The 26,084-nt window shown below is 75.6% G+C and carries 22 protein-coding genes; 14 read left to right on the forward strand and 8 right to left on the reverse strand.

Going from position 1 to position 26,084, the window contains the following annotated elements; genetic code table 11:
- Positions 1-8: 8 nt before the first annotated feature.
- Both ACZ58X_RS10695 and ACZ58X_RS10700 read right to left on the reverse strand, forming a co-directional pair.
- Positions 9-728 (reverse strand): rhomboid-like protein, encoded by a 720-nt coding sequence (locus ACZ58X_RS10695; RefSeq protein WP_470333293.1) that lies wholly within the window; start codon positions 726-728, stop codon positions 9-11.
- Between the two features lie 105 nt (positions 729-833).
- The gene (locus ACZ58X_RS10700) at positions 834-2,183 is read right to left on the reverse strand and encodes a cytochrome P450 (protein ID WP_470333294.1); all 1,350 of its coding nucleotides are present in this window, start codon (positions 2,181-2,183) and stop codon (positions 834-836) included.
- A gap of 327 nt (positions 2,184-2,510) precedes the next feature.
- Between ACZ58X_RS10700 and ACZ58X_RS10705 the strand changes: the two genes are divergently transcribed.
- Positions 2,511-3,914: an amidase gene (locus ACZ58X_RS10705; RefSeq protein ID WP_470333295.1), complete on the forward strand. Its 1,404-nt coding sequence runs from the start codon at positions 2,511-2,513 to the stop codon at positions 3,912-3,914.
- Positions 3,915-3,953: 39 nt separating this feature from the next.
- On the opposite strand, the gene ACZ58X_RS10710 is transcribed toward ACZ58X_RS10705, so the two are convergent.
- On the reverse strand, positions 3,954-5,990 hold the full coding sequence (locus ACZ58X_RS10710) for an FUSC family protein (protein ID WP_470333296.1): 2,037 nt from the start codon (positions 5,988-5,990) through the stop codon (positions 3,954-3,956).
- Positions 5,991-6,435: 445 nt separating this feature from the next.
- On the opposite strand from ACZ58X_RS10710, the gene ACZ58X_RS10715 reads away from it, so the two are divergent.
- The 5 genes from ACZ58X_RS10715 (at position 6,436) to ACZ58X_RS10735 (ending at position 12,094) form a co-directional block, all read left to right on the forward strand.
- Positions 6,436-7,527 (forward strand): phytanoyl-CoA dioxygenase family protein, encoded by a 1,092-nt coding sequence (locus ACZ58X_RS10715; protein WP_470333297.1) that lies wholly within the window; start codon positions 6,436-6,438, stop codon positions 7,525-7,527.
- Positions 7,509-8,822, forward strand: a complete 1,314-nt coding sequence (locus tag ACZ58X_RS10720; RefSeq protein WP_470333298.1) for a DUF6271 family protein — start codon at positions 7,509-7,511, stop codon at positions 8,820-8,822. The genes ACZ58X_RS10715 and ACZ58X_RS10720 overlap by 19 nt, the downstream gene beginning before the upstream one ends.
- Positions 8,823-9,051: 229 nt before the next feature.
- Positions 9,052-10,272: a type III PLP-dependent enzyme gene (locus ACZ58X_RS10725; RefSeq protein WP_470333396.1), complete on the forward strand. Its 1,221-nt coding sequence runs from the start codon at positions 9,052-9,054 to the stop codon at positions 10,270-10,272.
- The gene (locus ACZ58X_RS10730) at positions 10,269-10,859 is read left to right on the forward strand and encodes a GNAT family N-acetyltransferase (RefSeq protein WP_470333299.1); all 591 of its coding nucleotides are present in this window, start codon (positions 10,269-10,271) and stop codon (positions 10,857-10,859) included. Before ACZ58X_RS10725 ends, ACZ58X_RS10730 begins: the two co-directional genes overlap by 4 nt.
- Positions 10,859-12,094 carry an MFS transporter gene (locus ACZ58X_RS10735; protein ID WP_470333300.1) on the forward strand — a complete coding sequence of 412 codons (1,236 nt, stop codon included), beginning with the start codon at positions 10,859-10,861 and terminating at the stop codon, positions 12,092-12,094. The genes ACZ58X_RS10730 and ACZ58X_RS10735 overlap by 1 nt, the downstream gene beginning before the upstream one ends.
- Positions 12,095-12,099: 5 nt before the next feature.
- Here the strand turns inward: ACZ58X_RS10735 and ACZ58X_RS10740 are convergent, their stop codons facing one another.
- Complete coding sequence (locus ACZ58X_RS10740) at positions 12,100-12,492, reverse strand: MerR family transcriptional regulator (protein ID WP_470333301.1); 393 nt, start codon at positions 12,490-12,492, stop codon at positions 12,100-12,102.
- A gap of 15 nt (positions 12,493-12,507) precedes the next feature.
- Positions 12,508-13,527: an MDR family NADP-dependent oxidoreductase gene (locus tag ACZ58X_RS10745; RefSeq protein ID WP_470333302.1), complete on the reverse strand. Its 1,020-nt coding sequence runs from the start codon at positions 13,525-13,527 to the stop codon at positions 12,508-12,510.
- Between the two features lie 219 nt (positions 13,528-13,746).
- Between ACZ58X_RS10745 and ACZ58X_RS10750 the strand changes: the two genes are divergently transcribed.
- Positions 13,747-14,487 carry a PIG-L deacetylase family protein gene (locus ACZ58X_RS10750; protein WP_470333303.1) on the forward strand — a complete coding sequence of 247 codons (741 nt, stop codon included), beginning with the start codon at positions 13,747-13,749 and terminating at the stop codon, positions 14,485-14,487.
- Here ACZ58X_RS10750 and ACZ58X_RS10755 read toward each other — a convergent pair.
- From ACZ58X_RS10755 to ACZ58X_RS10765, 3 genes are all read right to left on the reverse strand, one after another.
- Positions 14,484-15,170 carry a DedA family protein gene (locus tag ACZ58X_RS10755; RefSeq protein ID WP_470333304.1) on the reverse strand — a complete coding sequence of 229 codons (687 nt, stop codon included), beginning with the start codon at positions 15,168-15,170 and terminating at the stop codon, positions 14,484-14,486. The genes ACZ58X_RS10750 and ACZ58X_RS10755 overlap by 4 nt on opposite strands.
- A 50-nt stretch (positions 15,171-15,220) precedes the next feature.
- On the reverse strand, positions 15,221-15,415 hold the full coding sequence (locus tag ACZ58X_RS10760; RefSeq protein WP_470333305.1) for a DUF1918 domain-containing protein: 195 nt from the start codon (positions 15,413-15,415) through the stop codon (positions 15,221-15,223).
- 154 nt (positions 15,416-15,569) lie between these two features.
- The gene (locus ACZ58X_RS10765; protein WP_470333306.1) at positions 15,570-16,241 is read right to left on the reverse strand and encodes a TetR/AcrR family transcriptional regulator; all 672 of its coding nucleotides are present in this window, start codon (positions 16,239-16,241) and stop codon (positions 15,570-15,572) included.
- A gap of 440 nt (positions 16,242-16,681) precedes the next feature.
- On the opposite strand from ACZ58X_RS10765, the gene ACZ58X_RS10770 reads away from it, so the two are divergent.
- From ACZ58X_RS10770 to ACZ58X_RS10800, 7 genes are read left to right on the forward strand one after another with little or no spacing between them, the layout of a single operon-like run.
- Positions 16,682-17,479, forward strand: coding sequence for a phytanoyl-CoA dioxygenase family protein (locus tag ACZ58X_RS10770; protein ID WP_470333307.1), 798 nt, complete (start codon positions 16,682-16,684; stop codon positions 17,477-17,479).
- 20 nt (positions 17,480-17,499) lie between these two features.
- Entirely contained in the window at positions 17,500-18,132 is a 633-nt protein-coding gene (locus ACZ58X_RS10775) for a DUF6309 family protein (RefSeq protein WP_470333308.1), read from the forward strand.
- The gene (locus tag ACZ58X_RS10780) at positions 18,129-22,376 is read left to right on the forward strand and encodes an AMP-binding protein (RefSeq protein WP_470333309.1); all 4,248 of its coding nucleotides are present in this window, start codon (positions 18,129-18,131) and stop codon (positions 22,374-22,376) included. Before ACZ58X_RS10775 ends, ACZ58X_RS10780 begins: the two co-directional genes overlap by 4 nt.
- A 49-nt stretch (positions 22,377-22,425) precedes the next feature.
- Complete coding sequence (locus ACZ58X_RS10785; protein ID WP_470333310.1) at positions 22,426-23,697, forward strand: aspartate aminotransferase family protein; 1,272 nt, start codon at positions 22,426-22,428, stop codon at positions 23,695-23,697.
- The gene (locus ACZ58X_RS10790) at positions 23,694-24,563 is read left to right on the forward strand and encodes a TauD/TfdA family dioxygenase (RefSeq protein ID WP_470333311.1); all 870 of its coding nucleotides are present in this window, start codon (positions 23,694-23,696) and stop codon (positions 24,561-24,563) included. Before ACZ58X_RS10785 ends, ACZ58X_RS10790 begins: the two co-directional genes overlap by 4 nt.
- Positions 24,551-25,330: an SDR family oxidoreductase gene (locus tag ACZ58X_RS10795; RefSeq protein ID WP_470333312.1), complete on the forward strand. Its 780-nt coding sequence runs from the start codon at positions 24,551-24,553 to the stop codon at positions 25,328-25,330. Before ACZ58X_RS10790 ends, ACZ58X_RS10795 begins: the two co-directional genes overlap by 13 nt.
- Before the next feature lie 3 nt (positions 25,331-25,333).
- Complete coding sequence (locus ACZ58X_RS10800) at positions 25,334-26,083, forward strand: methyltransferase domain-containing protein (protein WP_470333313.1); 750 nt, start codon at positions 25,334-25,336, stop codon at positions 26,081-26,083.
- The last annotated feature ends 1 nt before the right edge of the window (position 26,084 follow it).

The raw sequence follows: 26,084 nt of genomic DNA on the forward strand, positions 1-26,084 counted from the left end.
CCGGGCGGTCAGCCGCCGCTGCGGGCGGCGGCCGGGACGGCGGCGCGGCGCCGGCCGCGGGCGGTGGCGGCGGCCAGGGCGAAGCCGAGGGCGGCGGCGAGGAGGTGGCCGACGGTGGTGAACTCGGGCAGCGGGCCCGGCCACTCCTCGTCGCCGGTGAGCGGCCAGGCGAGCACGAAGGCGGCCCAGGGCAGCCGGGCCCAGCGGGGCAGGGCGAGGGTGGCGAAGGCGAGGGCGCCCTGGGCGCCGTAGCTGATGCCGTAGTCGGAGGCCTCCCGGACGCTCTCCGGGTACCAGCCCTGGTGCAGGGCGAGCAGGATCACCAGGGCGGTGACCAGGGTGGCTCCGACGTGCCCGGCGAGGAAGACGGCGGCGGCGCGGGGCGTGCCGAAGCGGCGTTCGGCCCAGGCCAGGCCGACGACGATGCCGAGGCCGAGGGTGATCAGGGTGCCGCCGAAGCCGGTGGAGGTGATGTCGGTGAGCGTGCCGTCGTACAGCAGGGCGCTGCCGACCAGGGCGCGGACCGGGTGGTCGTGCAGGTTGTCCAGGTTGGTGCTGATGTAGGTCCGCAGGTCGTCGGCCTGCTCCTCGGTCAGGCCGTACTCGACCCAGGCGTGCCCGAGGAGCAGCAGCCCGACGTAGACGAGGGTCAGCGGCGAGCGCCGCGGGTACGTGCGGACGGCGCGCAGCAGCGTGCTGAGGAGCCCCAACGGGGGTCGAGCGTTCATGTTCTGATGGTGTCCCGGTCGAGCGGTTGGTCCCGGCCGGCCCGGATGCGGCCGGCCACCTTCGGGACAGTACCGAACCGCGCTGCCGGATGCCCGCAGGGTCCCTCAGCGGATCCGGCGGGCGAGCGTGGCGGTGAACGGGCGGGGGGAGAGCGAGGCGCTGCGCTGCGGGCGGACGGGCCTGCCGGGGGTGGGGGTGACGGTCCAGTGGGCGGCGATGCCGGCCAGGGCGAGGGCGGCCTCGGTGGTGCCGAAGGCGTCGCCGATGCAGCGGCGGGCGCCGAGGCCGAAGGGGGTGTAGGTGCCGGGGGCGGGGCGGGCGGTGGTGAGCCAGCGGTCGGGGTCGAAGCGGTCGGGGCAGGGGAAGAGGTCGGCCCGGCGGTGCAGCAGATAGGGGCTGTACAGGACGGTGGCGCCGGCCGGGAGGGGGTGGCCGCCGAGCTCGGTGGCGGTGGCGGTGGTGCGGCTGAGGATCCAGGCCGGCGGGTGGAGCCGCAGGGTCTCGCTGACGATCCGGGCGGTGAGCGGCAGGGCGGGCAGGTCCTGGTGGCGGGCGGGGCGGCCGTCGAGGACGGTGTCGAGCTCGGTGTGCAGGCGCTCGCGGACGGCGGGGTTGGCGGCGAGCAGGGTCCAGGCCCAGGAGAGGGTGGCGGCGGTGGTCTCCATGCCGGCCAGCAGGAAGGTGACCACCTGGTCGTGGACCTCGTCGTCGGACAGCCCCCGCCCGTCCTCGTCGCGGGCGCCGAGCAGCATCGAGAGCAGGTCGTGGTGGTCGGTGCCGGCGGCGCGGTAGTCGCCGATCAGGCGGTCGGTGATCTCCCGGAGGTCCCGCCGGGCGCGGGCGAAGCGGCGGTTGCCGGGGGTGGGGATCCGGTCGACGCCGGGCAGCGGCAGCACCATCCGCCGGGCGACCCCGCGGGCGACCTGGTCCATGGCGGCGTGGACGGGCAGCGAGCCGGCCCGTTCGTGGGCGGCGAACAGGCAGCGGGCGGTGACGGCGGTGGAGAGGCGGTACATCGCGGCGGGCACGTCGACCACGTCGCCGTCGCGCCAGCCGGCGGTGGCGCCGGAGATCTCCTCGGCCATCAGGGCGGCGTAGCCGGGCAGCCGGTCGCGGTGGAACGCGGGCTGGAGCATCCGGCGCTGGCGACGGTGGTCGGCGGCGGGGCAGGTGGCGAGGCCGTTGCCGAAGGCCTCGCGGGCCTTCTCGACGACGATGCCGCCCTTGTCGTAGGTGCGGTCCTCGGTGAGCAGGCGGCGGACCAGGTCGGGGTGGCAGACGACGTACGCGTCGAGCGGGCCGAGCCGGATCCGGACGAGGTCGCCGTGGGCGGCCAGGCCGGCCACGAAGTCGGGCGGGTTGCGGAGCAGGGCGGGGGCGTGGCCGAGCAGGGGGAGCGCGCCGGGGGCGGTGGCCGAGGTGTAGCGGCCGGTGGGGCGGTACTGCGTGTGCACGGGCGTCACCTCGGGGAGGGCGGGTCGGTCGGGCGTCGGTGATCTTTCCCGGCGGCCGCCGGTGAAACGGTCCGGGAACGGCGGGTGGGGTGAACGCGGGGGCGCAGGCCGAACGCCCGTGCGCCGGGGCGGCCTTGACGCCCGGGCGGGGCCCGGCCCGGCGCCCGGGGCGGGGTCGCCGGGGGCCCGGAGGGCGGTTCCGGGGGCGGGTGCAGGGGGTTTCCGCGCGCGGTGCCGCGCGCCTACACTGCGAGCTCCGCACTATTACCGGCTGGTACTACCGGCTGGTACCGCCAGTCAGTTCGGTACTACCGGTTGGGAGTTGGGATGGCCGACGAGCGGGCCCACGCGTTCACCGACGACGCCCTCGGCGCACACGACGCGGTGGCCCTGGCCGCCCTGGTCCGGGCCGGTGAGGCCCACCCCCGGGAGCTGGTCGCCGCCGCCGTCGCCCGCGCCGGACGGATCGACGCCGCGCTGCTGCCCGTCGCCCACGCCGCCCACGACCGGCCCCGGATCAGCCGGGCGGGCATCGACGGCCCGCTCTGGGGCGTGCCGACCTATCTCAAGGACAACGTCGACCTGCGCGGCCTGCCGACCGGCATGGGCAGCGAGGCCTTCCGGGCCCGCCCGGCCCGCCGCAACGCGCCCTTCGCCGACCAGCTGCTCTCCACCGGCCTGGCCGTGCTCGGCAAGACCAGGCTGCCCGAGTTCGGCCTGAACGCCTCCACCGAGTTCGCCACCGCCCAGCCGGTGCGCAACCCCTGGAAGACCTCCCACTCGCCCGGCGCCTCCTCCGGCGGCGCGGCCGCGCTGGTCGCCGCCGGGGTGGTGCCGATCGCCCACGCCAACGACGGCGGCGGCTCGATCCGCATCCCGGCGGCCTGCTGCGGCCTGGTCGGCCTCAAGCCCACCCGCGGCCGGCTGGTCACCAACGCCCAGGGCGGCAAACTGCCGATCGACCTGGTCACCGACGGGGTGGTGACCCGGACGGTGCGCGACACCGCCGCCTTCTTCGCGGCCGCCGAACGCCACCACCGCAACCCCGGGCTGCCCCCGCTCGGCCTGGTCGAGGGCCCGAGCGGGCGCCGGCTGCGGATCGGGCTGGTGGTCGACTCGCCCACCGCCAAGACCGACGAGGCGACCCGCCGGGTGGTCGAGGAGACCGCCGCCCGGCTGGAGGCGATGGGGCACCGGGTGGTGCCCGCCACCCTGCCCTTCGGCGAGGAGTTCTCCCGCGACTTCCTGGCGTACTGGGGCTACATCGCCTGGGTGATCGCGCTCACCGGCCGGGTGCTGCTCGACCCGGGCTTCCGGGCCGGGAAGCTGGACGGGCTCACCACCGGGCTGCGCAACGGCTTCCGGGCGGAGTACCGGCGCATCCCGGGCGTGCTGCGCCGACTGCGCCGGGCCGAGGCCGTGTACGCGGGGATCTTCCGCGAGCACGACGCGGTCCTCTCCCCGGTGCTCGCCCACACCGCCCCGCCGATCGGACACCTCAGCCCCAACGTGGCCTTCGACGAGCTGATCGACCGGCTGCTGCGCTACGTCGCCTTCACCCCGGTCAACAACGTGACCGGCGGCCCCGGCATCGCGCTGCCCGCCGGGGCGGCACCCGGCGGCCTGCCGATCGGGGTGCACCTGTCGGCCGCGCACGGACAGGAGCGGCTGCTGCTGGAGCTGGCCTACGAGCTGGAGGCGGACCGGCCCTGGCGGCGGATCCAGGACTGACCGGCCCGGGCCCCGGCCTGCCGCGCCGCGGCGAGTCGGTCAGGAGGCCGCGACCGCCCGGGCCGCGCGCACCTCGTGGTGCAGCCGGGCCAGCGCGCAGTCCGGCGCGAGCGCGCCCGGGTCGCCCGGGGGCAGCGGAGTGCCGCTGCGCAGCGCCTGCGCCAGGTCGGTCAGCTCCCGGGCGACGGCGCCCACCTCGGCCGGGGTCGGCACCGGGGCGCCGTGCTCGACCCGCACCCGGGTGGCGGTGGTGGTGTCCACGATCCGCTCCACCGCGATCACCAGCGGCCACCAGGCCTCCGCCCGGGCGCCGACCGGCGGGGGCTCGGTGAGCGCCCGCTGGAACTCGCTGCGCACCGCCGAGAGGTCCCGGTAGAGCCGGCGCCGGTAGCGGGCCCGGGCGGGCTCGTCGCGCCCCGGCGCGGTGGTGAAGGCCAGCGAGACGTACGAGGCGGCGTCCTGGACGGCGTCGGCCAGCCGGTCGCCGATCCGGGTGTGCCAGGACTCCGGCCAGAGCAGGTACCCGGCCAGCAGGGCGATGCCGCAGCCGATCAGCGAGTCGTAGAGCCGGGGCAGCACCAGGTGGAAGCCCTGGTGGTTGAGCAGGTCGGAGAGCATCAGGATGACCGGGGTGATCGCGGCGGTCTGGAACGCGTACCCCTTCGCGGACAGCACCGGGATCAGCGTGGCGAGCGCCGCCATCACCGGGACCTCCCACCAGCCGTGCGGCACCTCGGCGAGCACCGGCACGGCGACCAGCAGCCCGGCGGCCGTCCCGAGCGCGCGCAGCACCGCGCGGGAGAACACCGAGCCGAAGTCCGGTTTCAGCACGAAGGTCACCGTCAGCGAGACCCAGTACGAACGCGGCACGGCGATCACCGACACCAGCACCTGGGCCAGCCCGATGCACAGCGCCAGCCGCAGCCCGTACCGCCAGGACGCGCCGGACAGCAGCAGCGCCCGGGCCGTCCGGCGGGCCCGTACCCGCAGGCCGGCGGGGCGGCCGAGCCGGTCGTCGGCGGCGTACGGGTCGGGCTCGGCCTCGTGCACGACGGTGGCGGCGTGCCGGATGGCCTGGGCCAGCGCGCGGGTGGACGGGCCGCGCGGCTCGGGCAGGTCGGGCGGTTCGGGCAGGTCGGGCGGTTCGGGGACTCGGCGGAGTCCGGACGGGGCGGGCGGCGGGCCGGGGCCGGTCCGGCCGTGTTCGACGGCGGCGGCCAGCGCGCGCACCGCCGCCGGGTAGGCGGGCGGCAGCGGGCCCTCCGCGGGCGGGCGCAGCTGGGCCGCGGCCGCCCCCTCGACCACCGGGATCAGCGCGTTGAGCTGGGCGAGCAGCCGCACCAGGGTGGCCGAGCGGCCGTGCCGGCGGGCGCGGCGGGCCAGCAGCAGGTCGTAGGAGTGGTTGAGCGACTGGGTGAGCTCCCGGCGCCGGTCCTCGTACTCGGGCGTGCCGGCCGCCTCCAGCAGTCCGGCGACCGCCCGGTAGGTGTCGGCCACCGTCGCCCGCTCGGGCGTACCGCTGCGGAAGGGCCAGGCGAGCAGGGTCAGCGCGAGCACCAGCAGGCCGCCGAGCAGCAGCAGGGCGGGCGGCAGCCACCACGGGGACGGCATCGGCAGGCCGGCCCCGACCACGGCGTTCAGCAGCAGGAGCAGGCCGGAGACGGAGGCGACCGCGCCGACCGAGGAGATCATGCCGGACACCAGCGCGACCACCGTCAGCACCACCACGGCCGTCCAGCCGGTGCCGAACACCTGGGTGCCGACCAGCACCCCGAGCGCGCCGAACAGCTGCGGCACGGCGATGTTGAACACCCGCATCCGGTAGGCGTCGGCGGTGTCCCCGATCACCCCGGACAGCGCGCCCATCGACACCAGCGCGCCGTAGCCGGTCCGGCCGGTGGCGGTGCCGACGGCGAGCGGGGCGGCGAGCGCCACGGCGGCGCGGGCCGCCGCGGCCCAGGGGACCGGCGCGTCCCGGGGCCGCAGGCTCGCGGTCAGCCAGCCGGGCGGGGCCAGCCGGGGCCGCGCCGGTCGGGGGCGGGTCCGTCGGGGAGGTGCCGGCCGGGTGCGTGCCACAGACCCAACGTACGTGCGCAACGGATGCGGGGCGCGTGGGGTTCAACTCCGCGCGATTATGTCAATTCTCGAAACATACCCCGCCTTATGTCAGTCTCCGAAACATAAAGCGGACCTCCAGAACCGCCGTGAACTGCGCTGATTCCCAATCGGTAACCTGCGGGAAAGGGTTGACACCATTAGTTGGTCTAGTCCAACGTATGGGGAAGCGCGGTCCGGCGCAGGCTGATGTGGGGTGAGTGCCCTTGCCGGACGGGTGAGTTGGCCCCCTGACGTGGCGTTGTGCGCCGCTCGGGGGCCGAGGCGAGAAGGAGCGCATGCGGACCGGGAGCCGGTCCGCGCCCCGAATTCCCCTTCCGGCCGACGACCGGCCACCGGCTCGCCGCGCCCGCACCGGGCGCCCGAGAACGCGCTGCATCGACCACGAACCACGGAGTGACCGCCCATGCCGAGCCCTGACGAACACCCCGAGGAATATCTGTACCGGGCCGCCTCCGCGCGCCCCTACTTCAGTGCCGACACCGAGAGCTACCTCGCCGCCACCGCCCTGCGCGAACTGCGCAAGAAGCACCCGCTACGGGTGCTCTCCGAGGAGGACTTCGCGCACTGGCAGACCTACGGCTACGTCGTGGTCCGGCAGGCGATCCCGGCCGCGGCCGCGCAGCGACTGCTCGACTTCGCCTGGGAGTTCCAGGGCCTGTCGCCCGACCGCCCCGAGGACTGGTACCGCGAGCGCGACCACCGCGACGAACTCGACCGGCACCTGCACATCTACGGCTTCGTCGAGGCCTACCACCACCAACTCATCTGGGACAGCCGCCAGTCGCAGCGCGTCTACGACGCCTTCGTGGACGTCTGGGACTGCGAGGAGCTCTGGGTCACCCTCGACCGGCTCAACCTCAACCCGCCGAACGTCCGCAACCGCGACCGCGCCCTGATCGAACCCACCGACCAGGGCTTCGACATCGAACTGCACTGGGACGTCGACACCACCCGCGCCATGCTGCCGCAGCGCGTCCAGGGCATCATCGCGCTCAACGACACCGCCCCCGACCACGGCGGCTTCCAGTGCGACCCGGAACTGTTCCGCCGCCACAACGAGTGGCAGGCCGCCCAGCCCGCCGACCGCGACCCGATCCGCCCCGACATCGACCGCGCCGAGTTCCCCGTCGTCCGGCCCGAGTTGAAGGCCGGCGACCTGCTGATCTGGAACGGCCTGCTCGCCCACGGCGTCGCCCCGAACACCTCCGCGAACGGCGTGCGCTCCGTGCAGTACCTGTCCATGATGCCCGCCCTGGAGGAGGCCGAGCCGCTGCGCCGCTCCCGGGTCGAGTCCTGGCGCACCCTCGCCACCCCGGACTGGAACCGCACCCTGGTCGGGGACGCCGACCGGCCCGAGGCGCTGCGCTACGGCCCGGCCGAACTCACCGAACTGGGGGAGAAGCTGCTCGGCCTGCGGTCCTGGACCGGCCGGAGCTTCGAGGACTCGGGTGCCGAACAGCCCACGGGGGAGCGGGAATGCACGCCGTCTGCCTGACCCTGCCCACCAACCGCGCCTGCGCCGACACCATCACCGCCGTCGGTGCCGAAGCCGCCCACGCCGCCCGGACCTTCGGCGTCCGGGTGCACCTCCTGGTGCTCGACTCCGCCGAACCGGCGGACCGCGCCCGGCACGCCGCCGCCGTCGCCGCACTGCCGGCCGTCGAAGGCGTGGTCGCCCACCACCTCGACGAGGACGCCCAACGCGCCTTCCTGCGCGAGGTGATCGAGCGCGCCGTCCACCCCGACCCGGACCGGCTGCTCGACCTGATGCTGCCCGACGCCGTCTCCTACGGCGCCTGCACCAACCGGGCCTTCCTGCTGGCCGCCGCCCTCGGCTGCGCCTCCGTGCACCGCCGCGACTCCGACAGCCGCTACCAGTGGCACGACGGCGCCCCCGTCTTCCCGATCGACCACGAACTCGCCACCATCGGCCTCAAGGCCGCCGACGCGGCCGCCGCCGTCACCGAGCACACCCTCGACCCGGCCGACGCCGACAAGCCCGTCGCCCTGGTCGGCGCCTCCTTCATCGGCGAACCCTCCGTCGACCTCGGCGAGATCCGCGCCCTCGACCCGGACGTCTACCACGACCTGGTCGCGCTCTGGGCGCCCACCGGAGCCACCGAGCAGGAGCGGCGGGACCTCGTCGCCGACTCCTTCACCGGCGCCGGCACCGACCCGTTCACCGCCGACCGCGCCGTACTCGGCCCGCCCGACATCTGGCGGATCGACATGTGCAACATCGCCCTCGACCGCGAGGTCTACGAACGCGTCCCGCTGCCGCCCGCCACCGACACCATCGGCAGCGACTACTTCCTGCACCACCTGGTGCACGACGCCACCCTGCCCGGGGTGACCCACAACCGGCACATCGTCAACTACTACACCCCGGAGCGGCGCACCGGCTCCGGCTTCACCGCCTACCAGGAGCGCTACGCCAAGTTCCTGCTCTCCATGCTCTACCTCCACCCCGTCTACTCCGAGATGGAACGGGCCGGCGACACCCTGCTGGACGAGCACCACCACGTCCGCCCAGGGATGATCGCCGACGCCGCCCGCCGCAGCGCCGCGACCGACCGCGCCGAGAACCACCGGCGGCTCGCCGAGCTCGACCGCTGCTACCGGCAACTCGGCGGCAGATACGCCGAGTTCGCCGACCACCTGGCGTCCCGACGGGCGCAGCTGCTCGACCGGGCGCAGGCCGACATCGAGGACTTCGCCCTGCTGATCGACGCGTGGGGCCCGCTCGTGCGGGCCAGTAGGACCACGCCCGCCGACCGGCTGCCGCGCTAGCCGCACCGGGAGTTCACACGTGATATCGCAATCCACCGAACCGCACCGTTCCACCGAGCCCCGGCGCTCGACCGAACCGCGCCACATCCCCGAACCGCGCCACATCCCCGAGCAGCGCCACCCCGCCGGGGCGCAGCGCTCCACCGAACCGCGCGAGCGGGCCGCCGAACCGCGCGAGCGGACCGATCGGGGGAGGACCAACCACCGCGCCCCGACCGCCTCCGCCACCGTGCACGCCGACCGCGCGCCCCGCCCCGACCAGCACGACCACACCGCCCTCCGGGCCGCGCTCGCCGCCGCCACCGAGGACACCGTCATCTACGACCTCGACGGCATCGGCCGCCAGTACGCCGCCCTGCGCGCCGAACTGCCCGGCGTCGCCGTCCGGTTCGCGATGAAGGCCTGCCCCGTCGACGAGGTGCTCGGCCACCTCGCCCGGCTCGGCTCCGGCTTCGACGCCGCCAGCCCGCAGGAGATCGCCCAGGCGCTGCGCACCGGGGTGGCCCCCGACCTGGTCCACTACGGCAACACCATCAAGTCCGACCGCAACATCGCCGAGGCCTACCGGCTGGGCGTGCGCGAGTTCGCCACCGACAGCCTGGAGGACGTCGCCGCGATCGCCGAACACGCCCCCGGGTCACGGGTGTTCTGCCGGATCGCGACCACCGGCGAGGGCGCCCTGTGGGGGCTCAGCCACAAGTTCGGCTGCTCGCCCGAGGACGCCCTGCGGGTGCTCGGCGCCGCCCGCACCGCCGGGCTGGTGCCCTCCGGACTGTCCGTGCACGTCGGCTCCCAGCAGATGACCGCCGAGGCCTGGACCGCGGCGGTCGACTCGCTGGCCGCCGTCCTGGAGGCGCTCAACTGGCGCGGCATCACCCCGGACCGGATCAACCTCGGCGGCGGACTGCCCGCCCTCGGCGTCCTCGACCGGGGCGGCCGGCCGCTCGAACCGCCGTTGGACAAGATGTTCACGGTCATCCGCGAGGGCATGGAACGGCTGCGAGCCGTCAACGCCGCCCCGCTGGACTTCGTCCTGGAGCCCGGCCGCCACCTGGTCGCCGACCACGGCGCGATCCGCGCCCACGTCGCCCGGCTCTCCTCCCGCCACCGGCTCGACGGCACCCGCGAGGACTGGCTCTACCTGAGCTGCGGGAAGTTCAACGGCCTGTACGAGATGGACCAGTTGCAGTACCGGCTGGAGTTCCCCACCCACCCCGGCGGGCAGTTCGTCAACGCCGTGGTGGCCGGCCCGACCTGCGACAGCGACGACGCGTACGCCCAGGAGGACGGCGCGGTGCGCGTCCCCCACGCGATCGCCTCCGGCGACCCGGTCTGGATCCACTCCTGCGGCGCCTACGCCACCGCCTACGCGACCCGCGGCTTCAACGGCTTCCCGCCGCTGCCGTACACCTGCGTCGGCGGCGACCACCCCGAGGAGGTCCGCCGATGACCGACACGGCGACGACCGACACCCCGACGGCGGAGACCCGGATCCGGCTGCTCCGCGAGGAGGACTGGCCGGAGGTGATCGCCGCCGAGGAGCGCGCCTACGCCGCCAGCGGCCTCTCCGAGGGCGGTGCGGCGCTGCGCTCCCGGCACCGGGCCTCGCCGTCGACCTGCTTCGTGCTGGAGGACGCGGACGGCTTCGCCGGCTACCTGCTCGCCCTGCCGTACCCGCTGTTCCGGTGCCCGGACCTCAGCCTGGCCTCCACCGTCTCCGCGGTGCGGCCCACCGAGAGCAACCTGCACGCCCACGACCTGGTGATCGCCGAGCGGGCACGCGGCCGCGGCCTGGCGCCGCGGCTGCTGCGGCACCTGGAGGAGACCGGCCGGGCGGCCGGCCACCGCACCCTCTCGCTGGTCGCCGTGCGCGGCTCCGAGGTGCTGTGGACCGGGCTGGGCTACCGCGCCCGGCCGGAGATCGGGCTGCCCGCGAGCTACGGCGCCGCGGCCGTCTACATGGCCAAGCCGCTGGACCGCGCCCCGAACCCCGCGGACCCGACTCCCGGATCCGCACCCAGAGCCGAAGTGGGCTGATGCACATGACCTCCCCCGCGCGCGACGAGTTCCGCCGCTCCCAACTGGCCATCGGCGCACTGTTCTTCGCGCTCGGCTTCCAGTACGCGACCTGGGTGTCCCGGGTGCCCGCGCTCAAGGCCCGGCTCGACCTGGGCGAGGCCCAGATCGGCCTGCTGCTGATGACCTGCGGGATCGGCGCGGCGGTGTCGTTCCCGCTGGTGGCGGTGCTGATGCGGCGGTTCGGCTCCCGGCTGCTCTCGGTGCTGTCGGCGCTCGCCCTGGGCGTGGTCCTGCTCGCCCTGTCGGTGGTGCCGAACTACCCGGTCACCCTGCTGGTGCTGTTCTGCGACGGCGTCGCCGTCGGCTGTCTGAACGTGGCGATGAACGCCCAGGGCGCCGCCCTGGAGGCCCGCTTCGAGCGCACCACGATGTCCAGGCTGCACGCCACGTTCAGCGCCGGCTCGCTGCTGGCCGCCCTGCTGGCCTCCGGCGTCAACGCCTTCACCGGCAGCCTCGCCGTGCACTTCGGGCTGGCCACCGCACTGCTGGCGGTGCTGGCGCTGGCCGCCCGGCCCGGCCTGCTCGCCGAGCGCCCGGACGGGGCCGAGAATGCGGTCGGGGCCGCCGCCGCCGCGGAGCAGGCCGGGACGAAGACCCGCCGGGGCTTCGCCCTGCCGGCCGCCGCCACCCTCTGGATGGGCCTGGCGATGGTCTTCGGCACCGTCACCGAGGGGGCGATGAACGACTGGTCGGCGCTCTACCTCAAGGACGTGGTGGACGCCGGGGCCGGACTCGCCCCGCTGGGCATCGCCGTCGTCTCGGTGATGATGGTCTGCGCCCGGATCTTCGCCGACGGCTGGCGCACCCGCTTCGGCGACGGCCGGATCGTCCGTACCGGCAGTCTGCTGGCCGGCCTCGGCCTGGCCCTCGCCCTGCTGACCGGCGGCGTGGTGCCCACCCTGCTCGGCTTCGCCTGCGTGGGCCTCGGCGTCGCCGCCGTCACCCCCTGCGTCTACGTCGCCGCCGCCCGCCGGGGCTCGGACGCGCTCTCCCTGGTGGCGGCCATGGGGACCACCGGCCTGTTGGCCGGTCCCGCCGTGATCGGCTTCATCGCCGGCGGCACCAGCCTGGTCTGGGGCATGGCCGCCGTCGCCGCCTCCGCCGCGGTGGTCTCGCTCTGCGCCACCCGGATCAGCTGGCCGCAGCCCGCCGCCCCCGCGTCGGAGCCCCGGCTCGCCGCCGAGGCCGGCTGACCCCCTCAGTCCTCGCCCGGCACGTCGGCGCCCCCCGTCGCGGCGTGCCGGGCGAGCCGTTCCCGCCGGGCGGTGAGCCGGGCGATCTCCGCGTCCAGGGCGGCCAGCCGGGCGGTGACCACCGGGGCGAAGGTCTCCGGCCCCGGGTCGGCCGTGCAGCGCTGCGGCGGGTCCTCGGTGAGCAGAATCAGCCGGTGGGGGCGACTGGCCAGGTCGTCCACCGTCAGTCCGGTGGCCAGCAGTTGACGGATCACCCGGACCCGGGCGACCTCCGCGGGCCCGTACTCGCGCTGCCCGGAGCCGGAGCGGGTGGGCGGGGGCAGCAGCCCGCGCTGCTCGTAGAAGCGCAGGGCCCTGGGGGTGGTGCCCGCCGCGGCCGCCGCGTCGCCGATCCGCATCCCGCCTCCTCGGTGTCAGAGCTCCACGACGGTCGCTCCGAAGGTGTCGCCGGTGAACACCCGGGTCAACGCCTGTGGGGCCCGTTCGATGCCCGTGACCGGCGTGCGGGGGAAGACGAGCTTTCCGCCGGACAGCCAGCTGCCGAGGCGTCCGCGCCACTCGGCCTCCAGGTCGGGGTGGTCGAGCAGGGTGAAGCCCCGCAGGCTCAGGCCGTGGGTGGTGACCCGGAGGCTGTCGATCACCGCGGGGGAGTCGCCGCCCCGGCGCGCCGGGTCGAGCTGCCCGGACACCGCCCCGACCAGCGCGAACCGGGCACCGCGCCGGGCGGCGTCCACCGCGGCGGTCAGCTGTTCGCCGCCGACCAGGTCCAGCACCACGTCCAGGCCCTCCGGTGCGGCCTCGGCCAGTTGCTCGGCGAACGGGCGCCCGCCGGGCACCAGGACGGCGTCGTAGCCGAGTTCGGCGGTGAGCCGCTCCGCCTTGGCGGGCGAGCGGGTGGTGCCGATCACCCGGGCGGCGCCGAGCAGCCGGGCGATCTGCCCGGCCAGGGTGCCGACCGCGCCCGCCGCGGCGGTCACCAGGACCACGTCGCCGGGGCGGACCGGGGCGCTGCGGGTCAGTCCGCCGTAGCCGGCGGAGGCGGCGGAGACCAGCGCCGTCGGGTCCGGGAAGCCGGCCGGGACGGGCGTGAACCGATCGGCGTCCGCCACCAGTTGGTCCCGCCAGCCGTGCATGTGGGTGACCAGGTCGCCCGGGCGCAGCGGCCCGTCCGCCGGGGCGGCCAGCACCTCGCCGAGGGCCGGGCCGAACAGGGCGTCGCCGGGGGCGATGTGGGGGAGCGGCAGGTCGGAGCCCTGGCCGCTGATCAGGATGCGCAGGCCGGGGAAGACCAGGAAGGCCCGGTTGCGGACCAGTGCCTCGCCGGGCCCGGGGGCCGGCAGCGGTTCCTCGGTGACGGTGACGTGCTCGGGGCCGGGCAGGCCGTCGGGCCGGGCGGTCAGTCGGACGACGCGGGCGGTGGTGGGCAGGGGCATGGCGGCGCTCCTCGCGCGGGAAGGCGGGAAAGGGAGAGGGGCGCGGCGGTGGGACCGCCGCGGAACTCCCGGACGCTAACCCCTGACCCGTGCGTCAGGGGCAAGCCCGGTCGAGGGGACGGTGTCTGACGCGGTGTGGGGAACGCGGTCTTCTAGAGTCGCCTGCGGTACGACCGTATGACCGAGAGCCGTACGAGCCGCGAGTGAAGGAAGAGCAGCATGACCGAGCAGGCGCCCGAGCCCTACCAGCCCGTCGACGAGGACTGGCGGACCGCCGTGGCGATCGTCGCCCACCCCGACGACCTGGAGTACGGCGGCGCGGCCGCCGTCGCCCGCTGGACCGGCCAGGGCAAGCAGGTGGTCTACGTGATGGTCACCAGCGGCGAGGCCGGGATCGACTCGATGGACCCCGAGCGGTGCGGCCCGCTGCGCGAGGCCGAGCAGCGCGCCTCCGCGCGGGTGGTCGGGGTGGAGACCGTCGAGTTCCTCGGGTACCCGGACGGTGTGGTCGAGTACGGGCTGCCGCTGCGCCGCGACATCGCCCGGGTGGTCCGCCGGCACCGCCCGGACATCGTGATCACCGGCAACTTCCGGGACACCTACGGCGGCACGTTCCTCAACCAGGCCGACCACATCGCGGTCGGCCGGGCCACCCTGGACGGGGTGCGCGACGCCGCCAACCGCTGGGTGTTCCGCGAACTGCTGGACGAGGGCCACCAGCCCTGGAACGGGGTGCGGCAGATCTGGGCGGCCGCCTCGCCCGAGGCCCGGCACGCCGTGGACACCACCGACACCTTCGACCTGGGCGTCGCCTCGCTGGAGGAGCACAAGGCGTACCTGGCCGGGCTGGGCGGGGCGATGGCGGATGCCCGGGAGTTCCTGGAGGGCTTCGGCCGGGGCGCGGGCACCCGGCTGGGGACGCGCTTCGCGGTGCCGTTCGAGGTGTTCCCGCTGGGCTAACCGTCCTCGGGCCCCTCGGGTCCCCCGGGGGACCCGCCGGCGTCGGTGCCCTCGCGGCCGCGGCGCCGGTAGCGCAGCACCTGCCGCACCAGGAACGCCGCGACCAGCAGGCCGAGCCCGATCGCGAACCACAGCTGGTAGCGGATCGCCGTCCGGTACACCGACCCGATGTTGGCCCCGGCGACGTAGCCGAAGGTGCCCCAGACGGCCGTCCACAGCACGGCGCCGAGCAGGTTGAAGACCGCGAAGCGGCGCCAGGGCATCTCGGTGGTCCCGGCGATGATGCCGTTGTACTGCCGCAGCCCGTCCACGAAGCGGGCGACCGTGACGACCTTGCCGCCCTGCCGGGCGAAGAAGCCGTCGGCGCGTTCCATCCGGGCCGGGGTGAGCAGCACGTAGCGGCCCCAGCGGTGGACGAAGGCGCGCCCGCCGGTGTGGCCGATCAGGTAGCCGAGCATGTTGCCGAGGGTGGCGGCGGCCGCCCCGATCAGCAGGACGGCGGCGAGGTCCAGGTGCCCGGTGCCCGCGTAGACCGCGGCGAGCACCAGGACGGTCTGCCCGGGCACCGGGACGCCGCAGTTGTCCAGCAGCACGAGCAGCGCCACCGCCAGGTACCCGTAGTGGTCCAGCAGTGGCGCGAGCCCGGCGAGCGCTCCGGGCAGCGGGGTCGTGGGCGCGGACACCCCTCCTCACCACCTCGCCCGGGCCCGGCGCGGGGTGGTGGGGGAGTGGGTCAGCGTTCCGCCAGGCGGGATTCGACGTTGCAGTCGGGGCCGGGGTAGACCAGGCCCTCGTGGCCGTCCTCGAAGCGGACCACGTACGGCGGTTCGCCGTTGGTGCCGCGCACCTCGATGATCTCGCCCTTCTGGTCCACCATGCCCACGGACCTGCTGTGGATGTGGAGCTGGTCACCTACCGCTGCGTGCATGGTCTGCTCCTCGGGTCGTGCGGGCGTTCCGCTATCCACTGTGCTGCGCGGGCGACGGGCTCGCAACGGCTCGGACCGACGGGAGGGGCGGGCCAGGCGGGCCAGGCGGGTCCGGCGGGACCTGGCGGGGCGGGTCCGGCCCGAGGGGCGGGGGTCAATGGGCGGGCAGTTGTTGCGCGAGGTAGCCGCGGACCAGCCGCTTGCACTCGGCGATCAGCGCCGGATCGCCCTGCGGGTCCCCCCGGAAGGCCAGCTTGAGCACGGCGTCGGCCGCCTCCAGGGCGACCCGCAGGGCGAGCGTGGTGGCCGCCGGGTCGCCGGCCTCGAACAGTTCGCCGCCGAGCGCCTGCAGGCGCAGGGCGACGGCGGTGTTGTTGTCGACGCCGGAGTCCAGCAGGTGCTTCTCGTTCCGCACCCCGGAGGGCACTGCCGTACCGGCGAGCCCGAAGTCGACCTGGCCGAAACCGGGCACCGCGCGCTTCATCGCGACGAACTCCTCCACCGCGAGGTCGGTGAACCCGGCCGGGCCGACCGGGGCGGAGCCAGCCAGCCGGTCGTCCAGGCGCTGGAGGTAGTGGTCGAGGTTGCGGGTGGCGAGGGCGGCCAGCAGGTCCTCCTTGCCGGCGAAGAACTGGTACAGGGTGCCGATCGGCACCTGGGCGCGCTGGGCGACCTCCTTGGTGGTCAGGGCGGTCGCGCCGACCTCGTCCAGCAGCCGGGCGCAGGCGTCCAGGATGCGGCCGTACCGCTCCTGGCTGCGCTGCTGGACCGGCCGCCGCCTGGCCGGTCCGGGGCTGTGCTGGAGACTCCGGGCGTCAACGCTCATGCCGCCAACTCTGCCGTATCCGCTGTTCCGACGGCGAATCATCGAGGCGGGGGAGCGCCGGAGTTTCGGTTGGGGTGCGAATCGACTGGTGGCCGGAGCTGAACGGCACGGTGGCGGGAAGGTGGCCACGGGTTGGCTTTGGTCTTGTCGTGGACGCGAAGGCCGGTTCATACTCCTGGGGCGGATCACCTTGCGTGATCGAAGCTTGGCTCTTCGTGGCGATCCTGGGTCCGGTACGTGGACCCGGTCGCGATTCCGAACGCGCATCCAGCTGTCTGTGGCGACGACGGGCGACACCGCCGCCACCCGAAGTCAGGACGGACCCGTGTGCCTCCATGCCCGAACCGCGCTGTCCCGCCGTGCCCCGGCCTGCTGTGTCGAGTCCTGCTGTGCCGAGTCCCGCTGTGCGTCCCGTCGACCGGAAGGAGGGGGTCGGTACGGTGACCGTGTTCTCCACCGGGCGTGAGGCCCTCGACGTCGAGCGCCGTCGTCAGTTCCTGGAATCCGGGTACCTGGTCCTGCCCGGGCTGCTCCCCGAAACCCTGCGCGAACGCCTCGCCCCCGAGGTGGACCGCTGGGTGGACGAGGGCCTGCGGGCCCGCTCGATCGCGGCCTGCACCGACCCCCGCCGGCACGGGCCGCCCCCGGTGCTGGAACTGGAACTCCCCGCGCACGGCGAACTGCTCACCCACCCGCCGCTGCTGCGGGCACTGACCGCACTGATCGGCCGGTCCTTCGTCTTCCACCACCTGCACAGCGACCGCCAGGCCCCCGACGTCCCCGGCAAGCCGTGGCACCACGACTGCGAGCCCAACGACCGCTCCGACCCGTCACTGCTGATGGTCCACGCGCTGCACTACCTCACCGGCCTGGACGAGCGGGTCGGCAGCCTGGCCGTGCTGCCCGGCTCGCACCGCCGCACCGCGGACAAGGGCGCCTACGCCCACCACGGCACCGGCGAACTGCCCGGTGAGGTGGTCCTCGACCGGCTGCCGCCCGGCACCACGGTGCTGCTCAACTCGGCCCTGTTCCACACCCGCAGACCGGCGCCCGGCGGACCGGGCCGGCCCCGCTACTTCATCGACGCCTCCTACTGCCAGGTCGGAGCGCGCTGGCGCCCGGTGAAGCCGCACTGGCGGCAGATGCTCGCCCGGGCCCGCGAACTCGACCTGGCCGACGGCCAGTGGCCCGACCTGTTCGCGGAACACCACTTCACCGAGTACACCGGAACCGTCTGAACCGCCTGAGGAGCACCGTCGTGGAGATCGTCAGCGCCGTCGCCTACTCCGAGGTCCACCGGGCCTTCCTGCGGGACCATCCGGTGGAACGCGCCCACGAGGCCAACACCAACCTGTACGGCGAGGAGAACCTGGAACGCGCCGACGAGCAGGTCCCCGGCGGCTGGTGGCGGGTCCGGCTGACCCGGGCCGACGTCCTCGGCGTCGTCCTGCCCTGGCACCTCAGCGAGGGCGGCGAGCGCGAACTCGTCCCACGCAGCGGGCTGACCGTCGCCCGCGCGGCCGAACGCGTCCGCTCCGGCGGCGCCGACTGGGCGACGGCCAACCCGCTCTGCGCGGCCAAGCTCCGGCTGCTCCGCCGGGCGCCGTTCACCGCGCTCTACCTCGCCACCGCGCCGGTCGACCACCCCGACTACGCGGGCCTGGTGGTCCGGCACGGGCTGATCCACGTCGACGGCCTGCACCGCATGCTGGCCTGGGAACTGGCCGGACGGCTGCGCGCGGGCACCGTGCTGGACGGGTACCTGGCGGGGGACCCGGCGGGCCTGGACCCGCCCGTTCCCCACCGTGAGGTCGGCCCGGCCCCTACGGCCAGTACGGCCAGTACGGCCCGTGCGGGCCGCGCGGTGCGGACGGGGGACGAGCCGGCGTGACCTCCGCGACCCAGCGCCTCCGGGCCACCCCGCCCGACACCGGCTCGCTCACCGCCCTGCTGTCCGAGCGCGCCCGCACCCACCCCGACCGGCCCGCCGTCGGCGACGGCCACCGCACCCTCGACCACCGCGCCCTGGACGCCGCCGCCGGCCGGATCGCCGCCCGGCTGGCCGCCGACGGCACCGGGCGCGGCGACCGGGTCGCCCTGCTCGGCCCCCGGGACGCCCGGATGCTGGTCCTGCTGCACGGGGTGCTGCGCTCCGGCGCGGCCGCCGTGCTGACCGACCCGGACTGGACGGCCGCCGACCTGGCGCGGCGGCTGGCCGCCGTCGGGGTGGGGCGGGTGCTCGCCACCGAGGGCGGGACCGCCGGTCCGGGCGCCGAGGTGGTGGACGTGCTGGCGGGCGGGCCGGTGGACGGGCCGGTGGACGAGCCGGAGTGGCAGGGTGCCCCGCCCGGCGGGGAGGACCCGGCGTACCTGTCGTTCACCTCCGGATCCGGCGGCGAGCCCAAGGCCGTGACCGTCACCCACGCCAACGCCGTCCACTACGCCCACGCCCTCGCCGCCCGGCTCGGGCTCACCGAGGCCGACGCCCCCCGGCTCGCCCACGTCACCACCCTCGCCGCCGACCTCGGCCACACCGCCTGGCTGCTCGCCCTGGCCACCGGCGGCTCGGTGCACGTGGTGCCCGACCGGGAGACGCGCGACCCCACGGCGTTCTGGGCCACGCTGCGCCGCGCCGGGGTCGACACCGTGAAGACCACCCCCTCCCACCTGGCCGCGCTGCTGGAGGGCCGCCCGGCGGGCACCCCGCCGCTGCGCACCCTGCTGCTCGGCGGCGAGGCGCTGCCCCGCCCGCTCGCGGCCGCCCTGCTCGACGACGGCGTCACCGAGCGGCTGGTCAACCACTACGGGCCGACCGAGACGACCGTCGGCGCGACCTGCTTCCTGGCCACCACCGCCCGCCAACTCCCGGACGGGGAGGCGACCGTGCCGATCGGCAGCGGGATCGGCGAGGTGCTGCTCACCCTGGTGGACGGCGCGGGACGGCCGGTGGCCGACGGCGCGGTGGGGGAACTGCTGATCGGCGGGCGGGGCGTCAGCGCCGGGTACTTCGGTCGGCCCGAGGAGACCGCCCGGGGCTTCGTCCGGCGGGACGGCCGGCGGACCTACCGGACCGGCGACCTGTGCCGCCGACGGGCCGACGGCGACCTGGTGTTCCTCGGCCGGGTGGACCGCCAGGTGAAGGTCCGGGGGTACCGGGTCGACCTCGCCGAGGTCGAACGGGCGATGGACGGGTACCCGGGTGTGGCGGGTTCGGCGGCGCTGCTGCGGGAGACCTCCCCCGGGGGCCAACTGATCGGCGTGGTCCGCCTGTTGGATCCCTCCGTCGACCTGTCGGGGCTGGTCGAGCGGCTGCGTTCCCGCTTGCCCGGCTACTCGGTGCCGCAGCCGGTCCTGGTGCTGCCCGACTTCCCGTTCGGGCCGAACGGCAAGCTGGACCGGGCCCGGCTGGCCGAGCTGGTGGACCGGCTGGTCGAGGCTCGCGCCGAGCCGACCGACGAAGCCGGTCCGGCGGGTTCGGCCGGTCCGGCGGGTCCGGGCGGTGCGACGGATGCGGCCGGGGACGCTCTGGCCGGGGAGATCGCCCGGTTCTGGGCCGGCGCGCTCGGCCTGCCCCGGATCGGGCCGCGGACGGACGTGATCGGCCTCGGCGGGGACTCCATCCTCGCCATGCGCACCATCGCGCTGCTGCGGCGCTCCGGGCTGCGGGTCGCCCACGAGGACTTCTACCGGCACCCGACGGCGGCCGGGCTGGCCTCGGCGGCCGTGCCCGCCGGCTCCGCCGCACCGGCGCCACGGCACCCGGGCGGCGGTCAACTGGCCCCCGCCCAGCGCTGGTTGTACCGGCAGCGGTCGGTCGACGACCTGCGGCACTGGAACCAGTCCGTGCTGCTGCGCTGCCGCGCCGCCGTCGACCCGGCCGCGCTCTCGGCGGCACTCGCGGCCGTCCTGGAGGGCCACCCGGCGCTGCGCCGGCCCGTCGGCCCGGACGGCCCCGGCGAGCCGCTCGCCGTCGCGGACCTCGACCCGCTCTCGCACTCCCGCATCCCGCGCGCCACCCGGGCGATCGCCGACACCGTCGCCGGGGTCTGCACCGAACTCCACCGCAGCCTCGACCCCTTGGCCGGCCGGCTGCTGCGCGCCCACCTGTTCACCGGCCCGCCCGGCACCGACCAGCGGCTCGCGCTGATCGCCCACCACCTGGTGGTCGACGGGCTGTCCTGGCGGATCCTGCTGGACGACCTGGCCCGGGCCTACCGGGCGGTGCTGGACGGTGAACCGGCCGGGCTGCCGCCGACCGCCGACTTCTACCGGTGGGCCGCCGCCGCCCCGGCCGCCGCCCTTCCGGCTGCCGCCCCGACCGCCACCCCGACCACGGTGCCGGTGCGGCCCGCCGCCGAGGCCGGTCCGCCCGTCCGACCGGCCGCGCTCAGCTGGGCGTTGGACGCCGGGGCCACCGCGCGGCTGGTCGCCCGGTACGGCGGCGGCGCCGGGCTGGAGGCCGTCCTGCTGGACGCCTTCGCCGGAGCCGTCGCCCGCGCCGGGGTCGCCACCCGTGCCGGGGTCACCACCGGGCGGCGCGGCGGGGCCCGGCTCGCCGTGGAGGTCGAGACCCACGGCCGGGACGCGGTCGGCGATCCGGGTGAATTCCTGGACACCGTCGGCTGGTTCACCGCCGTCAAGCACGTCGAGCTGGACCTTCCGGGCGGCGCCGGACCGGCCGAGACGGCCCGCCGGCTGCGCGAGGCACCCGTCGGGCCGATGGACGCCCCCGGCGCTCGGCCGGACGTCGGGTTCAACTTCCTCGGCACCTTCCGGCTGCCCGAGGAACCCGCGCTGGACTGGACCGTGGCCGACGAGCAGGCCGGTACGGCCCGCTGCACCGGCGGCGACCCGCTGTACCGGCTGCGGCTCACCGCCCGGGTGGTGGAGCGGCGCCTGGTCGCCGACCTGGTGTACGGATGGCCGGGGGTGGGCCACCCGGCCGCCCGGCGGGTCCTCGACCGCTTCGCCGCGGTGCTCGGCGGGCCCACTGCCGACGGGCCCGTCCGCTCGCCGCTGTCCACCTCCGGGCAGCTGCTGCACCCCGGGGTGGCGCCCACCGCCCGGGCGGCCGTCCGGGAACCCGCCCGGGTGCTGCTCACCGGAGCCACCGGCTACCTCGGGCGGCACCTGCTGGACGCCTTCCGGCGGCGCGGCGCCGTGGTCACCTGCCTGGTGCGGGCCGCCGACGACGCCGGAGCCGTCCGGCGGCTGGCCGGTGGGCGGGCCGCCCACGTCGTCGCCGGGGACCTCGAACGGGACGGCCTGGGCCTGTCCCCGGCCGGGCTGGAACGGGCCCGGGAGGCCCGGATCGTGGTGCACGCGGCGGCGGACGTCCGGCTGGTCGCGGCGCCCGAGGAACTGGAGCGGGCCAACCACGCGGCGGTGCGCCGACTGCTGGGCTGGGTCGGCGAGCACACCCCGCAGGCCCGGTTCCACCACGTCTCGACGCTGACCGTGTCCGGCGGCGTGGACGGCCCGCCGCGCCGGTTCGGCGAGGCGGACCTGTGGATCGGCCAGCGGTTCCGCACCCCGTACGAGCGCAGCAAGTACCGGGCCGAGCAGGCCGTCCGGGCCTGGGCGGCCGGCGGGCACCCCGCCTACCTGTACCGCAGCGGCCACATCGCCGCGCACAGCCGGACCGGCGCCTTCCAGGCCAACCCCGGCGACAACCGGGTCTACCAGCTGGTGCGCGGCTACCTGCTGGCCGGCGCCGCCCCCAGCCGACCGGACACGGCCTTCGCGTTCTCGTACGTGGACACGGTGGCCGCCGGGATCGCCGCGATCGCGCTCGACCCGTACGCGGCGCCCGGCGCGTACCACGTCGAGAACCCGGCCCGGACGCCGCACGACGAACTGGTGGGCTGGCTCGCCGCGTACGGCCACCCCGTCCGGCTCACCGACGAGGCGGGCTTCGCGGCCGCCATCGCCCGGGCCGAGCGGCGGCACCCGACGGCCGCCCGGCTGGCCGCCGCCTGGGCCCAGCAGGAGGAGCGCAACGTCCGGGTGGACTGTGGGTACACCACCGCCGTGCTGGACCGGCTGGGCGTCCGCTTCGCCGCGCCGACCGCGCAGTGGTGGGCGGCCGCGCAGACCTGGGCCGCCGAGGCGGGCCACCTGCCGCCACCCCGCTGAACCGTTCCGCCCGACCCGTCCCATCCCGACCGAGAGAAGGCAGACTCCGTTGTCCCAGCTCTCCCCCGTGCTCAAGCAGGCCACCCCCGTCGTCGCCGTCCGCGGCGAAGGCCTCCACCTCTACGACGCCGCCGGCCGCCGCTACCTCGACTTCACCTCCGGCGTCGGCGTGACCAGCACCGGCCACTGCCACCCGAGGGTGGTCGAGGCCGTCCGGGAACAGGCCGGCCGGCTGCTGCACGGCCAGTACACCACCGTGCTGCACGACCAACTGCTCACCCTCACCGACCGGTTGGGCGACGTGCTGCCGCCCGGTCTGGACTCGATCTGCTACGCCACCGCCGGGACGGAGGCGGTGGAGACGGCGCTGCGACTGGTCCGGCACGCCACCGGGCGGCAGAACGTGATCGTCTTCGAGGGCTCCTTCCACGGCCGCACCATGGGCGCCGCCTCGCTCACCACCGCCGGGACCCGCTTCCGGGCGGGCATCGGCCCGCTGCCGCCCGGGGTCGCGGTGGCGCCCTTCCCGGCGGCCTTCCGGCTCGGACTGTCCGAGGAGGAGGCGGTGGCGCACGCCCTGCGCGGGCTGGACGAGGTGCTGGCCACCGTCTCCGCCCCCGCCGAGACCGCCGCCCTGTTCGTCGAACCGGTGCTCGGCGAGGGCGGCTACGTCCCCGCCCCGGCCGGGTTCCTGGCCGGGCTGCGCGAGCGCGCCGACCGGCACGGCCTGCTGCTGGTGCTGGACGAGGTGCAGACCGGCTTCGGCCGCACCGGCCGGTTCTGGGCCCACCAGTACGAGGCCGGGGTGCGGCCCGATGTGCTGATCACCGCCAAGGGCCTGGCCAGCGGCTTCCCGCTGTCCGCCGTCGCCGCGCCGACCGAGCTGATGCGGCGCGCCTGGCCCGGCTCCCAGGGCGGCACCTACGGCGGGAACCCGGTGGCCTGCGCCGCCGCCCTGGCCACCCTGGACGTGCTGCGTGAGGAACGGCTGGTGGAGAACGCGGCCGAGCAGGGCGAGCGGCTGCTGGACGGCCTGCGGACGGTCGCCGCCGGGGTGCCGGGCATCGGCGACGTCCGGGGGCGCGGGCTGATGGCGGCCGGCGAGTTCTGCCGCCCGGACGGCTCGCCGGACCCGGAGACGGCCCGGCGGGTCCAGCAGGCGGCGGCCGAGCTCGGACTGCTGCTCCTGCTCTGCGGGATCCACCTCAACGTGGTCCGGATGATTCCCGCGCTGGTCGTCACGGCCGCGCAGGTCGACGAGGCACTGGCGCTCTGGTCCAAGGCCGTCGCGGCCGGGACAGGGCGGGAGGAGGCGCTGTGAACGAGCATACCGTGACCGAGATCGGCTGGAGCAGCCTGGAGTTGGAGGCCCGCCGGCAGATGTGGTCGCTGCCGCTGAGCGACGGCGAGCGGCGCCTGCTGTGGACCGACGCCCGGGCCCGGCGCTGGGGCGCGGCCGGGCCGGTGCGCGAGCGGCTGCGCGCCTTCGTCCGGGAGGCCGTCGACTCGGTCGGGATCACCCACGTCGCCAACCTGGTCGACCCGGACCGGCCGGAGCGGGAGATCACCGAGGTGCTGTCCTTCCTGCTGCGGGACTACGGCCGGATCGTCCCGCAGAACGGGCGCGGCGACCTCACCTCGGTGCTGCGCGACCACGACGGGGACGGCGACACCGAACTCGGCTTCCACTGCGACACCTGCGACCTGCTCGTCCTGCTCTGCCTCCAACCCGCCCGCCACGGCGGGGGGTTGACCAAGCTGGCGAGCGCCCGGCACGTCCACGACCTGATCGGCCAGGAGCGGCCGGACGCCCTGGCCACGCTCAGCCAGGACTGGACCTTCGACCGGACCGGCCGGGCGGGCCCGCAGCTGGTCGTCACCCCGATCCTGTACCCGAGGAAGGACGGCACCATCGGCTGCTACTACCAGACCCGCACCGTCCGCTCATCGCCCGACCGCGGCGGGCCTGAACTGACGGACCGTCAGTGGGAGGCGCTCGGCGTGCTGGACGAGGTGCTGTACCGCCCGGAGATCGCCTTCGGCCTGCCGATGGCCGCCGGTGACCTGCTGATCATCCGCAACAGCCGCGTCCTGCACGGACGTTCGGCGTACCGCGACGAACCCGGCCGGTACGCCCGGCGGATGCTGCGGATCTGGCTCAACGAGGGGGAGACATGGGCGCCGTGAGCCGACCGGACGGGAAGGTCGCCCTGGTCACCGGCGGCGGCAGCGGGCTCGGCCGGGCCTCCGCGCTGGCCCTGGCCGGCGCCGGCTGGACGGTGGCGCTCGCGGGCCGCCGCAAGGACGCGCTGGAGGAGACCGCCGCACTCGCCGTCGACAGCGGAGCCGCCGACCCGGAACGGGTGCTGGCGGTGCCCACCGACATCCGCAACCCCGAGGAGGTCGCCCGGCTGTTCGACGCCGTCCGCGACCGCTACGGCCGGCTCGACCTGCTGTTCAACAACGCGGGTGCCGCCGCCCCGCGCCGGCCCATCACCGAGACCTCGTTCCAGGACTGGAACCGCGTCCTGGACACCATCGTCACCGGCAGCTTCCTGTGCGCCCGGGAGGCCTTCCGGCTGATGAGCGTCCAGCAGCCGCAGGGCGGCCGGATCATCAACAACGGCGCGCCCTCCGCGCACGTGCCGCGCCCCCACTCGCACGCCTACACGGCCGCCAAGCACGCCGTCCTCGGCCTCACCAAGGTGCTCGCCCTGGACGGCCGGCCGTACGGCATCACCTGCGGGCAGATCGACGTCGGCAACGTCAGCCCGCCGGACGGCGCCCCGCAGCCCGCCGCGGCGCAGGCCGACGGGACGTCGGCGGTGGAGGCGACCATCCCGGTCGAGCGCTTCACCGACGCCCTGCTGCTGATGGCCGCGCAGCCGCCGGACACCACCATCCAGTCCCTGGTGGTGCTGCCGGCCACCATGCCGTTCGTCGGGAGGGGTTGAGCCGTGCTGGTCAGCGCCCGTTCCTTCGCCGAGTACCGCGCGATGTTCGCGCTCACCGACCGCGACCTCGAACAGCGCGTCCTGGACTGCCCGGCCGGGGCGGCGAGCTTCGTCGCCGAGGCCGGGCGGCGCGGGATCGACGCGGTCGCCGTCGACCGCGAATACGCCGTGCACCGGGAGCAGTTGGGCCTGCTGGTCGAGCGGGAGACCGGCTTCAAGCGGGAACTGCTGGTCCGGGAGACGACGGGCTTCACCCCGTCCTGGTACGCCGACACGGACGACCTGATCCGGCAGTGGACCGCCAACTCCCGGCTGTTCCGGGCCGACATCGCCGCCCGCCCGGAGCGCTACGTCGCCGGGGCGCTGCCCGGACTCCCCTTCCCGGACGCCTCCTTCGACCTGGTGCTCAGCTCGCACCTGGTCTTCTCCTACGGCAACCGGCTGGGCGAGGAGTTCCACCGGGCCGCACTGCTGGAACTCGCCCGGGTCGCACGGCGGGAGGTCCGGCTGTTCCCCCTGATGGTGTACGACACCGGCGAGCGGTACCACGGCCTGGACCGGCTGCGCGAGGAACTGGCCGGGGCCGGGATCGGCAGCCGGGTGGAGCGGGTGGCGTACGAGTTCCAGCCGGGGGACGGCGAGATGCTGGTGCTCTCCTGCGCCGGGTACCGCCCGCCGCCCGCCGCGGCGCCCCGGACCACCGCCGTCGACCCGGTGCGGTGGCGCCACCGGGAGGCCGGCCCGGCGGCCTGAC

It is taken from the genome of Kitasatospora sp. NPDC040550, assembly GCF_055594965.1.

Bases quoted from the DNA above. Each gene is read 5' to 3' on its own strand.
- ACZ58X_RS10695 (WP_470333293.1), bottom strand. From the start codon at position 728: ATGAACGCTCGACCCCCGTTGGGGCTCCTCAGCACGCTGCTGCGCGCC.
- ACZ58X_RS10705 (WP_470333295.1), top strand. From the start codon at position 2,511: ATGGCCGACGAGCGGGCCCACGCGTTCACCGACGACGCCCTCGGCGCA.
- ACZ58X_RS10715 (WP_470333297.1), top strand. From the start codon at position 6,436: ATGCCGAGCCCTGACGAACACCCCGAGGAATATCTGTACCGGGCCGCC.
- ACZ58X_RS10720 (WP_470333298.1), top strand. From the start codon at position 7,509: ATGCACGCCGTCTGCCTGACCCTGCCCACCAACCGCGCCTGCGCCGAC.
- ACZ58X_RS10730 (WP_470333299.1), top strand. From the start codon at position 10,269: ATGACCGACACGGCGACGACCGACACCCCGACGGCGGAGACCCGGATC.
- ACZ58X_RS10735 (WP_470333300.1), top strand. From the start codon at position 10,859: ATGCACATGACCTCCCCCGCGCGCGACGAGTTCCGCCGCTCCCAACTG.
- ACZ58X_RS10740 (WP_470333301.1), bottom strand. From the start codon at position 12,492: ATGCGGATCGGCGACGCGGCGGCCGCGGCGGGCACCACCCCCAGGGCC.
- ACZ58X_RS10745 (WP_470333302.1), bottom strand. From the start codon at position 13,527: ATGCCCCTGCCCACCACCGCCCGCGTCGTCCGACTGACCGCCCGGCCC.
- ACZ58X_RS10750 (WP_470333303.1), top strand. From the start codon at position 13,747: ATGACCGAGCAGGCGCCCGAGCCCTACCAGCCCGTCGACGAGGACTGG.
- ACZ58X_RS10760 (WP_470333305.1), bottom strand. From the start codon at position 15,415: ATGCACGCAGCGGTAGGTGACCAGCTCCACATCCACAGCAGGTCCGTG.
- ACZ58X_RS10765 (WP_470333306.1), bottom strand. From the start codon at position 16,241: ATGAGCGTTGACGCCCGGAGTCTCCAGCACAGCCCCGGACCGGCCAGG.
- ACZ58X_RS10795 (WP_470333312.1), top strand. From the start codon at position 24,551: ATGGGCGCCGTGAGCCGACCGGACGGGAAGGTCGCCCTGGTCACCGGC.